The organism is Pseudomonadota bacterium (genome assembly GCA_039193195.1).
GTDB lineage: Bacteria > Pseudomonadota > Gammaproteobacteria > Steroidobacterales > JBCBZW01 > JBCBZW01.
Genome location: JBCCWS010000003.1, coordinates 271,304 through 283,790 on the forward strand (window position 1 = coordinate 271,304; position 12,487 = coordinate 283,790).

Here is a 12,487-nt window from a genome sequence, read left to right on the forward strand (position 1 = left end):
GCGGTGGTGTCGGCCGATGGACCTGGGGCGTTGGAGGGACCCTGGATCTGACCGCGCGCCACCACCGCCGCGGGCGCAAGATCGGACACGCAGGGCCTCCTGCCTTGGATTACCTTGTCTGAAAACACGAGGTAACCCATGGCTACGACACATGACACGATTCAACGCATCGAACGCGCTGCCCAATACATGGCGGACGTGCTCGCTGAGGAACGCACGCCGAGTCTCGACGAGGTGGCACAGCACGTCGGGCTCTCGAAGTTCCACTTCCACCGCCTGTACACGCTCGTGACCGGCGAGACCTGCCAGGACACGCTCACCCGCTTGCGCTTGGCTAGGGCGGCGCGCGCGCTGGAGAACCCAAAGACGTCGGTGACTGACGCCGCCTTCGAAGCGGGGTATGGCTCGAGCCAGTCCTTCGCCAAGGCCTTTCGGCGCCACGTGAGCGAGTCCGCCTCGACCCTGCGGGCAGACCCGCAGCGACTTGCGCAAACCGTGCAGACCCTCACGGCACCGCCCGCCAAGGCACAGGGAGAGGAGGATCCTGCCCTGCGCATCGAACTGGCGTCCTTCGAGCCCTTCAGCATACTGGCGATCCGCACGGAGGGGCGTTACCCAAAGCTCAACGCCACCTACATCGCGCTGTTCGAAGCGGTGGGCGATCCGGCGCTGGTGGAGGCCATCGTCGGCCGGCCCTGGCAGGACATCACCGCCAGCGAGGGCACCGCCCTGCCCTTCGACTGCGGCTTGAAGGTTCTGCAGGTGCCGAACGACCTACCGAGCAATATCGCTCGCCAGAATGTCGGCGGTGGTCGCTTCCTGCTCACGCGAAACATAGGTACGTACGCGGGCCTACCCGACGCGGTTGATCACCTGTACCGCTTCGCGCTCGCCGACCCCGACGTGCGCATCGCCGACCAACCGTTGCTCTTCCACTACTTAGACGATCCGGAGGAGACCCCGGAAGAGGCCCTGCGCACCGACCTGTACCTACCCCTAGATACCCATCACCTGGAGGTGACCCCATGAAAGACGCCACTCGCCTGATAACCCTGGCCGCCGTGAGCGCACTGATGGCCAGTGCCGCTGCCACCGCGACCGCCCCGTCGAACAAGGAGATCGTCGACGCCATGTTCGAGGCCTTCAACGCCCACGATGTTACCGCCCTCAAGACCTTCTACACGGAAGACGCGCGCGTGTTCTCACCGGAGCACTGCGGCCCGACTATCGGCGCGCAGGCGATCGCCGCGAACTACGCGGCGCTCTTCGAGCAGATCCCCGACGTGCACGACCAGGTGGAAGTGGTAGTGGCTGAGGGCGATAGGGTGGCGGTGATGTTCACCGCGTCCTCAGAGCTCCCCGGGGCGGCGTTCCGCCTGCCCATCGCGGCCATGCTGCGCTTCGAGGATGGCAAGGTTGTCGAAGACCGCGTCTTCTACGAGACGGATACGCCGGCGCAGTGCGAGGGGCGCTAACGCAACGCGATGACACGGTGATCAGGCGGTCCGCCTGCCCTCCCGGGCGGACCGCCCCAAACGCATCACGATCGCTCGGGACTACACCGCCTGGGTGAGCACCTCGGCGCGCGACGCCTCGGCCTGCGCATCCAAACGCTTCGCGCGCTTCATGCCCTCGTCCGTGTCGCCGTACTTCCAGTAGCAGCTCAGGTACATGCGCCCCTTATCTAAACCTCGGTACTCGCGTAGGTAGGTGCGCACGCGGCGCATGGCGTCGAACTCCCCGGCGAACCAAGGGTACGGCGTGCCCTCTAGCCAAGGCAGCGCGACTACGGCATCTACCAGGGCCGCATTCGGACGCCGGCTATCGGGGGCGACGATCCACACCACCTCGATGCCCGATGGCGCGGTGAGGTCTTGCATATCGCGACCGTCGACCACCTCGATCACCGCGTAGCCGCGAGCGTGCCCAGGCAGCTGCGCCAAATTCACACCAATCGCCGGCAAGGCGGTCATGTCGCCCGCGATGAGGAACCAATCCGCGGCGGGGTCGACGAGCTTCTTAGGTCCCGGTCCGTAGAGAGTCAGCGGATCGCCCACCCGCGCCTGGCGAGCCCAGCGGGAGGCCGGTCCCGTATCGCCGTGATCGACGAAGTCGATGGTCAGGTAGCGCTGATCGCGGTTGAATTCGAGCACCGTGTAGGAACGCCGCACCACGCCGGCGCCCTCGGGAAAGGCGCCCTTCACGTGAGCACTCTCGTAGCCCTCGGGAAAGTTCGCGAGGCAATCGCCCTGCAGCTCGATGCGGCGCATGTGCGGCGACAGTGGGCGGTTCGATCTTACGCTGAGGTCGTACTGCGTTGGCATACAAACGCTCCAGTGGGGTTGGGCTCAGGCCAGCGGCGGGGCGCCGGTCCTCAGCAAATTCATCCGATAGCCGCCCACGCGCCGGGCCATCAGGCCTGGCGCGAAGCGCATGACTATGCGCTGGGGCCAGGGCAGGTAGCGGATCAGGTCCTTGTCCATGTCGAGAAAGGTCAGCGAGCGATCCAAGGAGACGCCTGCCATCCATGCCTCCATCTCTCGCGGGTCGTCGCAGGCCCAGCGAAACCAGCTCTCCGGCGGCAGGTGCTTCATCGCATCGTGTTTCGCCTGTGTGTTGACCATCTCGGTCGAGGTCGTGTCCAGGGCGATCAGGGCGCGCGGGACGCTGGCCACGATGTTGCGCAGGGCCGTCTTCACCTCGGCCGCCTCGAGGTAAATCAGCACCGCTTCGCTCACGAACATCCACGGGCCGTCGCTCGCCTGCACCTTGGCGATCCAATCGAGGTCCAGCACCGACGCGGCGAGCATCGTGCAGCGGGGCTTGTCGTCAACGAACTGGCGGCGCAGGGCGATCACGTCGGGGAGGTCCAGGTCGAACCACTCGACGGTGCCGTTGTCGACGCGGTCGAAGCGCGTGTTCAACCCGCAGCCGAGTTCCACCACCGTGCCCATGGGGTAGCGGGTGAGGAACTCGCGCACGAACCCGTCGTAGATGCGGGTGCGAAAGCATGCACCGACCAGGCTGGGGGCGTTGCGCCAGCGATCGAAGTCGTAGTCGAGAGCGTTGACGATCTCCACCGCGAGAGGATCGTCGATCAGACCGTGGCCCTTGCGCGTTTCCATCGCCCGCCCAACCAGCGGGATCAGCAGGGTCTCCTGCACGGCGCCGAGGTCGACCGACGCTTTGCTCGTGGCTGTGATGGATGGCGCTCCCTCGGGATCGTGACGTGGCAGAGGCACCAGGCGGTCTCGTCGACCACTCAGGCAACATCATTATATGCAAATGAGAATTATTATCAAATAGGACCTGGCATAAGGTAGCGACGCGATGAGGATGTTCGCGCCCACGGCCCTTGTCGATCTCGCGATTGGCGTCGGTGGGACGAGGCCCTGGAGGCCGCTATAGGGATACCTCCTTCGCCAGATCCGCGCTCGTTGGCAGGCGCGGCTGGAGTGCTGGGGGTAGTCCGATGATCACCGCGCAGCGAGGCGTCCGCTCCCGCCTACTGATCCTCGATACGCTGCACCAACAGCGCCCGCTGACGCGGAGGCAAGGGCACGCGATCGAGGTTCGCGAGCGCGAGTTGGGGGTCGTCTCGCGCGATCTTGGAGAGGACGTTGTAGGCAGTCATCTGACGTTGCTCCACATCGTCGATCTCCTCGACCCAATCGAAGGCCTCCTCCCCCATGGCCCCAGCAAAGGTCCGACCGCTGGTGAGGACCGAGGCGATCGCTTGATCGCGCCCGGCCTCCCGATCCAGTCCGTCGGCCCAGCGCAGGGCGCTGCGGCTGTCCTGCTGGGCCCACATGCTGGCCACCGTGCTAGCCGTACTGGCCTGCAGCGTCTCGGGCATGCGTTCAATGGCAGCCGCGGCCGACGCCGGATCGCGCTGTGACCAGCTCATCATCATCGAGGGCGCAAGATCCTGCAGAGCAGTTGCCTCGAACTGGCGAAGTACGGCGTCGAAGGCGGCGTTCGGATCATTGCGCATCCAGGTGCTAATTGCGTTGCGCAGCGCGTCGTCGTAACCAGGTTCACCCTCGTACGCCTCGAGCCACTGCAGCATCTGTTGCGGGCGCTGGCTCGCATAGCGCTGCGCCACGCCCTGCAGCGCATGGTGGCGGTCGGCGCCGCTCAGGGTGCCGAGCAACTCCGTCGCGGCGAACAGGTCGCGCTGCGCCAGAGTGCCAAGCACCGACCCGATCGCCTCCCGTCGCGCGCCATCGTCCAGCTCGCGGGCCCAAGCGAGGGCCGCGTAGGGTTCTGCCACTGCCCACTGATAGGCCAGCGTCTGCACCGCCTGGCGATGCTGCAGGCTGCCGGCGGGCGCTGCGTCGAGCAACATCGCCGCCCCCTGGGGATTGCGCTCCGCCACCACGCGGACGGCGCCGGCCAGCGCCTCATCTCGCATCGCCGCGTTCGGTGCGGTCTGCAACAGCTGCAGCGCTGCAAGGGGATCGCTGAGGGCGATGGCGTTCACGGCCGCTGCGTACGCCGTCTGGCGTTCGCTGTTGTTATCGAGAGAATTCACCCAGCTCATCACGGTCTCAGGCTGCTGGCGGGCGAAGGCGACAGCCAAGGAGGGTAGTACCGAGCGCCTGTCCTGCGCATTCGGCAGTCGATCGAGATTGGCCGCGGCCAAGGCGGCGTCGTACTCGGCAATCGTCCTGAGGGTCACCTGCGCGTAGCCCGGGTGGCCATGCACCGCTTGTAGCTGCGCCGCCCACTCCAGGGCGGCACCAGCGTCTTGCTTGGCCAGCTTGCCGAGGATCGAACTCAGCCACTGACCGCGCTCTCGCCCCGGGCGCAGTCTGGAGACGGTGGCGATAGCGGCGTGGGGATCGGTGTTGGCCCAACGCGAGATCACCGCGCGTTCGAAGGCCAGGCGCGCGTTGGCATCGGTGATGGTCTCGGCCGAGGCGAGGGCGGCGGCTGGGTCGCGACTGGCCCAAAGCTGCCCCACCGCAGCCACCTGCTGCCAGCGCGTTACCCGATCGCCGACCGCCAAGGCCGCCTCCAGGGCGGCCGTCGGGTCCTCCGCCACCTGGCGACCCAACACCCGGTTGCGCGCCTGGCGAGACTGATAGGTACTGGGCAAGCGATCCACGATCGCGGCTAAGCGCTCATCGTCCACGCGCCCCCAGGCATAGAGGATCGCATCGCCCGCGATCTGCTGAGCCTGGCGCGACGGCAACCCTGCCACGGCGGCCAGGGCCGCCTCGAGATCATTCTCCGCCCAGCTGCTGAACACGACGCTCAAAAAGTACTCAGTGTCGATCGGCATCGCGTCGACGGCGATCTGCAGCGCCCGCTCGGGCGCGAGGCCCACCAGGCGCTGGAGGAAGATCCCAGCCGCCGCCGAACGCCCGCCGCTGCTACGGCCCGTGCCCGCCACCGCACCGATCATCTGCGCGAGCGCGTCCGCGTCGCTCTCCTGCGCCAGGCGATGCAGGGCAAGGTCGCGGGCGAAGGCGGTCGGCAGGGCCAGGGCGGAGGACAGGGCCGGCGCGGTCTGGGCGTCGACGCGCGCCAGGGCGCGGGAGGACAGGTTCTGCCCGGGCACGCGGTCCGGCAGGCTGGCGAGGGAAGGGGCCGTCGGGTCAGCGCCCGGTCCGTCTGCGGCGCCCCGCATCCACCAGTTCGCGGCCGAGATCCCCAACACCGTGCCGGCAGCGACACCCAATAGCAGCACTCTTACGTTTGCAAGCACGACGGCGACCCCTCCTGCGCGGCCACGACTCCCCGGCGCGATGCTAGCGCTCACCGCTCTTGGCTAGCAAACAAACGCGTAAGGCACGCCAGCGTGGGCTAATCATGAGCGAGCGAAGTAAGACCCGCCGACGCCCCCTTTGCAGTGGGCGCCTAGACCTAGGACACACGGTGTGGCGCGCATGCGTACTCGACAGTGCTAGGAACGCGAAGGCTGCGGGCTCAGCAGCAGGAGCAGTCCGAAAAGCACCATCGTCGCCCCGGAGGTGCGCTGCACCGCGGGCAGTCGGGCAGACGTAAATCGCGCTGCGAAGCGTCCCAGGGCGGCGTAGACCGCGATCGCCACCGCTTCCATGGCGATGAACGCTGCGCCCAGCATAGCGTAGCTCTGCCAGTAGCGCTCTACCACCACGAACTGGGGAAAGAACGCGGCGAAAATCAGTAGCGCTTTAGGATTGCTCATCGCGACCAGGGCTTCCGCTCGAAAGGCACGTCGCAGCGTGAGTTCGTGCCCCTGGACCACTTGCGTAGGCACAGCCTCAGCCCCGCGCCAGAGCGACACGCCAAGCCAGATCAGGTACGTCGCGCCTGCCACTTTGAGCACCGTGAACAGCGCCGCTGAGGCGGTGAGCAAGACACCCAGTCCGAGCGCGCTCAGGGCGATCATCGGGACGAAGACCAGCAGCCGCGCGCACGCGGCACGCTGGGCAAAGCCCATTCCGCGTCGCGACCCGTGGGTCATGGCCAGAAGATTGCTCGGCCCGAAGGCGAGATTGAGGGCGAAACATGCCGGGAGGAAGATCAGCCAGTCGATCATCTAGGTAACCTATACAGCGGGGCTAACGCCGAGGGCGACGTGCCGCCAGCATAAGGGGACGCACCGGCCGATGGCGATAGGCACCCTCGGCCCCGATGGTTGCGCCTCCAACGGACCTCGATTTCACGTCATAAAGGTGGAAGCAACGCCACCCCCTGCAGCCTGCGAACACAGCCCATGAACCGAACCGTAGCGGCGGCGCAATGCGGTGTGCATACTCCGCTGACGAGGCCCGCCGGGGTGTCGCGGAAGCCTGCTTAGGTGAGGGCGCCCGCGGGCTATTTCGAGACCAACCGAGTTTTCGCCGTGCACGCCGAACACCACGCCCCCCTGCCCGACGTGATCGAGCCCCGTTGGAGCTACGACCAACCGGTCCTGCCAAGCGACAGCTACCGCATCGACTGCAACGCCTACGCCATGACCGCGGAGGATCTCGCCCCCGACAGCGCGCTCGCCGAGCGCATGCGACGGACCTTCGACGCGACAGGCTTGGTGCTGCTCGTCAACACGCGGCTCAAGGACCTCGAGGCCATGCGCGGCTTCGCCAAGCACGTGATGCGCCGGGAGATGGACTACACGGCCGGCGCCAACCCGCGCAGCCCCATCGAGACCAACGTGTACGACGTGGGCGCGCCGCTCACGGCCTGGCTACACTACCACCACGAGATGGCCTACGTCGGCGCCAGCACGCGCATGCTGGCCTTCCTCTGCCATAAGGCGGTGCCGGGCCGGGGGCACACCTACGTCTCGGATAATCTGCAGGCCACCGATGCCCTCATGCAGACCGAACTTGGCGCGAAGCTGCGCGATCTCGGCGTGTGCTATCACCGCAACCTAACGGATCGCGACGCCTTCCACAGTCAGGCGCCGATCGGCGTCTACAACCACTGGCAGCACTCCATGGCCACGGAGGATCCGGCCGAGGCGGAGGCGATCGCCCAGTCGCGCGGCCTGCGCACCGAGTGGGGCCCGAAGCGCCTCCTCAAGACGCGCTACTACGCCTCGGCCTTCGAGTTCTTCCCCCAACTCGAGCGCAACCTGCTCTTCTGCAGTGTCGCCGACCACGGGGTGTGGTTCGACGCCTGGCCGATGGTCATGCACCTGCCCTACGAGGAGCGCCCCCTCACGCTCACCTTCGGCGATGACAGCCCCTTCACCCGCGAGGAGCTCAAGCTGTTCATCGACGTCTACGACCGCTACGGCATTCCCATCGACTGGCGCGTGGGCGACATCGCCGTGGTGTGCAACTACCGCTTTGCCCACGGCCGCCCCGCCATCCACCTCCAGACGGGCGAGGAGCGCGAGCTCGGTGTGATGCTCGGCGAGCAATTCGACCGCCTCGGCATCGTGCCGGGAAAATGGTAGGACGACGCCAGACCATCGAAGCCGTCCTCGCCGACCTGGCGCCGGATCTCTACCTGCTCGACGACCAGGTGAGCGATCGCTACGCCTGCGACTGGAGCGGCGAACACCCGCACCGTCCCGCGGCCGTGTTTCGCCCGCGAGATACAGCGGACGTCGCTCGCATCGTCTCGGCGTGCCAAGAGGCGGGCCAACGCCTGGTCGTGCAAGGGGGTCTCTCCGGCCTCTCCGGCGGCGCCACGCCCCAACCCGGTGAATGCAGCCTCTCCACGGAACGCCTCAATCGCATCGACGAACTCGACGTCGATTCGCGCACGATCACCGTGGGCGCCGGCACGCCCCTGCAGACCATCCAGGAAGCGGCGCAGGCGGTGGGGCTCGAGTTCCCGATCGATCTCGGCGCTCGCGGCTCCTGCCTCGCCGGCGGCATCGTCGCCACCAACGCGGGCGGCAACCAGGTCGTACAGCACGGCATGACCCGGGCCCTGGTGCTCGGACTGGAAGCGGTGCTCGCCGACGGCACGATCATCAACGACGATAACAAGCTGCTGAAGAACAACGCCGGCTTCGACCTAAAGCAATTGTTCATCGGCACGGAGGGTACGCTAGGCATCGTCACCCGGGTGACCTTCCGCCTCTTCGCGCGCAAGGCGAGCCGGCCCACGGCCCTTTGCCAGGTGGCGAACTTCGAGCGCGTGCTCGCCCTACTCCACCACTTCGAGCGCACGCTGCCGGTCATCAGCGCCTACGAGGTGATGTGGGAGGACTACTACCGGGCCGCCGTTCAGGCCATCGACGCACGGGACCCCTTCGACGGCACCGGCGGCTTCGCCATCCTCATCGAGACCGAGGGCATCAGCGAAAGCAGCGGGATGGCCGCGGCCGAAGCGGCCCTCGAGGGCGCGCTTGAGCAGGGGATTCTGGCCGATGCCACGATCGCCAAGAACCAGCGCGAGGCCGCTGCCCTGTGGGCCATCCGGGACGGGGTCAGCGAGCTCATCCCCCACATGCAACCGGTCGCCCCCTTCGACGTGGGCGTACCCATCCCGCGCATGGCGCAGTTCGTGGAGGACACGCGCGCCGCCCTCGAGGAGCACTTCAGCGCCTGCCAGACCTTGGTTTTCGGCCACATCGCCGACGGCAATCTTCACCTCCTCGTGACCACCGGCAAGCAGCAGGACCTACCGACGATTTACGACATCGTCTACCGTCGTGTGGAACGAGTCGGCGGCACGATCACGGCTGAGCACGGCATCGGCAGCACCAAGAAAGACTGGCTCCACCTGTGTCGCGACGACGCGCAAATCGCCCTGATGCGACGCCTGAAGCGCGCCTTAGACCCCAACGGCATCTTGAACGCTGGCCGCGTGATCTAGGGGCCCGCCCTAGATCAGGGTGCCGGCCAGGGCCCGTCCACCACTTACCCCGACGAATCACGCGGCGATGCATGGTGCGGCGCGGCTGGCCTATCCGTAGCGGCGAGCCCCTGGCTAGACTGGTGGGGTCGCTGCACTTTGACCCCAAGGATGGTTCCCAACATGCAACGCTCCGTTCCCAGCTGGGCCTTGATCAGTTCGATCAGCCTCGCCCTCAGCTTCCCCCTCGCCAGCACCGTCGCCACCGAGCGAGCGCCGGATCGACCGACAGCGAAGGTGACTGAATTCCGCGCCAACACGTTTACCTACTCCGCTCAGCATGCGCCGGCCCTGGCCGTCGCCGAGGACGGCAGCTTCACCGTGGTGTGGACGAGTCGACGGCAGGAATCTGGTCGCGCCACCGTGCTTCGCCAGCGCTTCGATGCCGCGGGATTCGCCCTCGGCGAAGAGAACCCCCTCGGCCTGTGGCGCAAACATCACCTAACGGCACCTGTCGTCGATCACGCGCGGGACGGCTCCGCCTGGGCCGCGTGGCAGAGCGCCGGCCAGGATGGCGACGGCGCGGCCATCATCGCTCGCCGCTTCGACGCCGACGGCCAGGGCGGCTCGGAGCTGCTCGTCAACACCAGGACCGCCGGTGACCAGATGACTCCCGCGCTCGCGACGCTGCCAGACGGCGGCGCCGCCATCGCCTGGACGGACAGCGCACCGGACGCAATGCCCCAGGTGGTGCTGAGGCGCTTAACGAAAGGCGGCACCGGCGGCGAGGAGATGGCCGTCGATGAGGGCAACACCTATCGCACCACATCGCCGAGCGTCGCCCTCGGTCGCGATGGCAGGGTGGCCGTCGCCTACGTGCGCTCCGACGCCACCACCGGGCGCAGCCAGGGCGTGTGGCGCCGCGTGCTGAGCGCGGACGGCGCCTGGGAAGGAGCGGCACACCGCGTCAGCACCGCCGGCGCGGTGGAACCGGTGATCACCGCCCACCCGGGCGGCTACGTCATCGCCTGGCATGCGCCCTACGCAGGTGAGGATGCCGCGTACCAGGTCATCGCGGCACGCCTCGATGACCTGGGCGGGCGCCTGGGCGCTGCCGTGGAGGTCACCGAACCTAACGAAAGTGATCACCACAACGGTGCGGCCATCGCCGCTCACGCCGACGGCACCATCGCCATCGCCTTCAACCGCCACCGTGGCGCCCAAAGCGACGTGCTGCTGAGGCGCTTCGATGCCGCGCTCTCGCCGCTCGCAGCGCCCTCACCGCTCGCCCTGGCAAGCACCGGACCCAAGACCTTGACCGAGGCGGTCGGCACCCAGCGCTTGGCCTTCGCCAAGGACGGCACGCTGCTCGCCACCTGGCACGGCGCCCTCGACGCGCAAGACGAGCACGGCGTCGGCGTCACCTTACGCCACGCCGCACCCGTCGAGGCAGACGCGCACCGCCTCGCCGGCGTGACCGACACGATGCGCCCCTACCTGCCGGTCGCCGGGGCACCGCAGGGCGAGGGCGAGGTCGCCCTCGGCGCTCAACCTCACCTACCGCCGACCTTCGGCGAGCGCCCTGCCGGGCCCGAGCAACGCGAGGTGATCGCCTCGGCGAATGGCATCGGCTTTACCGGGGTAGTGAACACGGGCGTCACGCCGCCTGACCCGCACCTCGCCGTGGGCCCCGAGCACCTGGTGGCCATCGTGAACGGTGAGATCGCCTTCTACACCAAGGACGGCACCCGCACCTTCCGCGACGGCATCGAAGGCGCCGATGGCTTCTGGGGCTCGGTCGGCGCATCGGACTTCATCTTCGACCCGGAGGCGATCTACGACGCTGGCGCGGGCCGCTTCATCGCGATGGCCGCCGAGGCCTTCGCCCCGGGCGGGCGCAGCTACGTGCTGGTGGCCGTCTCCGACGACGACGATCCCAACGGCGACTGGTTCCGCTACCGCTTCGACACCACCGCCACCTCGGGCGACCTCTTCGACTCGCCAAACATCGGCGTGACCGACGATGCGCTGGTCATCACCGGTGATGGCTTCGGCCGCGGTGCCGTCTATGCCGTCTACGCCTACGACAAGGCCTCGCTGCTGGCGGGCGACCCGCCGGCCATCAGCCGCGAATTCCTGTTTCCTACCATCACCCAGTCGGCGGGCTACCCGCGGGTGACCACGGGCACGGGCGACACGCTCTACCTGGTCGAGCACAAGGAAGCCTTCGACAACAACACGCAGGTGCGCATCATCGCCTTCAGCGATCTGCTCGGCGCCCCCACGACGGACTTCGTGGACGTCACCGTGCCCGCCTACGGGGCCCCGGAAGACCCGCCGCAAGCGGGCACCACCAGCCGGCCGGAAACCTTCGACGCGCGCTTCTGGTCCGTCGACCAGGGCCCAGACGGCAACCTATGGGCCACCCACCACATCAACCCCACGCGCGTGGTGGCGCGCTGGTACGAGCTGGCCATCAACGGCTGGCCCACCTCCGGCGATCAGCCGGCGCTGGTGCAGTCCGGTGACATTGACCTCGGGCCCGACGTGCGCACCTACTTCGGCGCGATCAACGCCGGTGACGACGGCAGCGTGGCCATCACCTACTCGCGCTCTTCGGCCAGTGAATTCATCTCCATGGGCAGCGCCTACCGCAGCCCCTGCTCACGCCCTGGCACGGTGGTCGAAGCGCTTCAGCACCAGGACACGGTGGGCGGCTACACGCTCGGCCGTTGGGGGGACTACAGCGCGGTCCAGTTCGACCCGGTGGAGCCCACCGTGTACTGGGCGCATCACGAGTACGCGCTGAACAACTCCTGGCGCACCTGGCTGCAGAGCGTGGATACCACCACGTCCTGCGCGCTCACGGACATCAACCAGGATGGCATCGTGAACGGCGTCGACTTGCGAGCGTTCCGCTTCGCCTTGGACGCAGAGCGCTGCGTGGGTGACTGGAATCGTGACGGGGCGTTCACGCAGCTGGATCTGCGAGACTTCTTCCTGCAGTGGTCCGATTGCCGCGAGTAAGCGGCGAGCGCACCGAAGGGCTGCGCTGGCGATCTGCTGCTTGGGCTCGCAGCAGATCGCCTGACGCACGGGTTAGGGCAGCGCCCTAGTGCGTCGCATCCGATGGTCCTCGCGGCGCTCGAGGTCTTCGAGGAGGCGAAAGTCCTCGAGATCCGGCCGGTTGGCAGGCAATGGGACGCGGTCCCCGACGAATTCCTCGCCCCGGTGGTTGAAC

At 67.5% G+C, this 12,487-nt stretch carries 9 protein-coding genes; 5 read left to right on the forward strand and 4 right to left on the reverse strand.

The window, feature by feature from the left end; translation table 11 throughout:
* The first annotated feature begins 138 nt into the window (after nt 1-138).
* Complete coding sequence (locus AAGA68_05485; protein ID MEM9384493.1) at nt 139-1,029, forward strand: AraC family transcriptional regulator; 891 nt, start codon at nt 139-141, stop codon at nt 1,027-1,029.
* Nucleotides 1,026-1,475 carry a nuclear transport factor 2 family protein gene (locus AAGA68_05490; protein MEM9384494.1) on the forward strand — a complete coding sequence of 150 codons (450 nt, stop codon included), beginning with the start codon at nt 1,026-1,028 and terminating at the stop codon, nt 1,473-1,475. Before AAGA68_05485 ends, AAGA68_05490 begins: the two co-directional genes overlap by 4 nt.
* 81 nt (nt 1,476-1,556) lie before the next feature.
* On the opposite strand, the gene AAGA68_05495 is transcribed toward AAGA68_05490, so the two are convergent.
* From AAGA68_05495 to AAGA68_05510, 4 genes are all read right to left on the reverse strand, one after another.
* Nucleotides 1,557-2,324: a siderophore-interacting protein gene (locus tag AAGA68_05495; protein MEM9384495.1), complete on the reverse strand. Its 768-nt coding sequence runs from the start codon at nt 2,322-2,324 to the stop codon at nt 1,557-1,559.
* 24 nt (nt 2,325-2,348) lie between these two features.
* Entirely contained in the window at nt 2,349-3,242 is an 894-nt protein-coding gene (locus AAGA68_05500; protein ID MEM9384496.1) for a class I SAM-dependent methyltransferase, read from the reverse strand.
* Between the two features lie 263 nt (nt 3,243-3,505).
* Nucleotides 3,506-5,713 (reverse strand): hypothetical protein, encoded by a 2,208-nt coding sequence (locus AAGA68_05505; GenBank protein MEM9384497.1) that lies wholly within the window; start codon nt 5,711-5,713, stop codon nt 3,506-3,508.
* Between the two features lie 198 nt (nt 5,714-5,911).
* Nucleotides 5,912-6,529 (reverse strand): LysE family translocator, encoded by a 618-nt coding sequence (locus AAGA68_05510; GenBank protein ID MEM9384498.1) that lies wholly within the window; start codon nt 6,527-6,529, stop codon nt 5,912-5,914.
* A 261-nt stretch (nt 6,530-6,790) separates the two neighbouring features.
* Here AAGA68_05510 and AAGA68_05515 point away from each other — a divergent pair, with 261 nt between their 5' ends.
* The 3 genes from AAGA68_05515 to AAGA68_05525 all read left to right on the forward strand — a co-directional run bounded on the left by AAGA68_05515 (nt 6,791) and on the right by AAGA68_05525 (nt 12,273).
* Nucleotides 6,791-7,894 carry a TauD/TfdA family dioxygenase gene (locus AAGA68_05515; GenBank protein ID MEM9384499.1) on the forward strand — a complete coding sequence of 368 codons (1,104 nt, stop codon included), beginning with the start codon at nt 6,791-6,793 and terminating at the stop codon, nt 7,892-7,894.
* Nucleotides 7,888-9,267, forward strand: a complete 1,380-nt coding sequence (locus tag AAGA68_05520) for an FAD-binding oxidoreductase (protein MEM9384500.1) — start codon at nt 7,888-7,890, stop codon at nt 9,265-9,267. Before AAGA68_05515 ends, AAGA68_05520 begins: the two co-directional genes overlap by 7 nt.
* A gap of 162 nt (nt 9,268-9,429) precedes the next feature.
* Complete coding sequence (locus tag AAGA68_05525; protein MEM9384501.1) at nt 9,430-12,273, forward strand: hypothetical protein; 2,844 nt, start codon at nt 9,430-9,432, stop codon at nt 12,271-12,273.
* The last annotated feature ends 214 nt before the right edge of the window (nt 12,274-12,487 follow it).

Bases quoted from the DNA above. Each gene is read 5' to 3' on its own strand.
- AAGA68_05485 (MEM9384493.1), top strand. From the start codon at position 139: ATGGCTACGACACATGACACGATTCAACGCATCGAACGCGCTGCCCAA.
- AAGA68_05490 (MEM9384494.1), top strand. From the start codon at position 1,026: ATGAAAGACGCCACTCGCCTGATAACCCTGGCCGCCGTGAGCGCACTG.
- AAGA68_05495 (MEM9384495.1), bottom strand. From the start codon at position 2,324: ATGCCAACGCAGTACGACCTCAGCGTAAGATCGAACCGCCCACTGTCG.
- AAGA68_05510 (MEM9384498.1), bottom strand. From the start codon at position 6,529: ATGATCGACTGGCTGATCTTCCTCCCGGCATGTTTCGCCCTCAATCTC.
- AAGA68_05520 (MEM9384500.1), top strand. From the start codon at position 7,888: ATGGTAGGACGACGCCAGACCATCGAAGCCGTCCTCGCCGACCTGGCG.
- AAGA68_05525 (MEM9384501.1), top strand. From the start codon at position 9,430: ATGCAACGCTCCGTTCCCAGCTGGGCCTTGATCAGTTCGATCAGCCTC.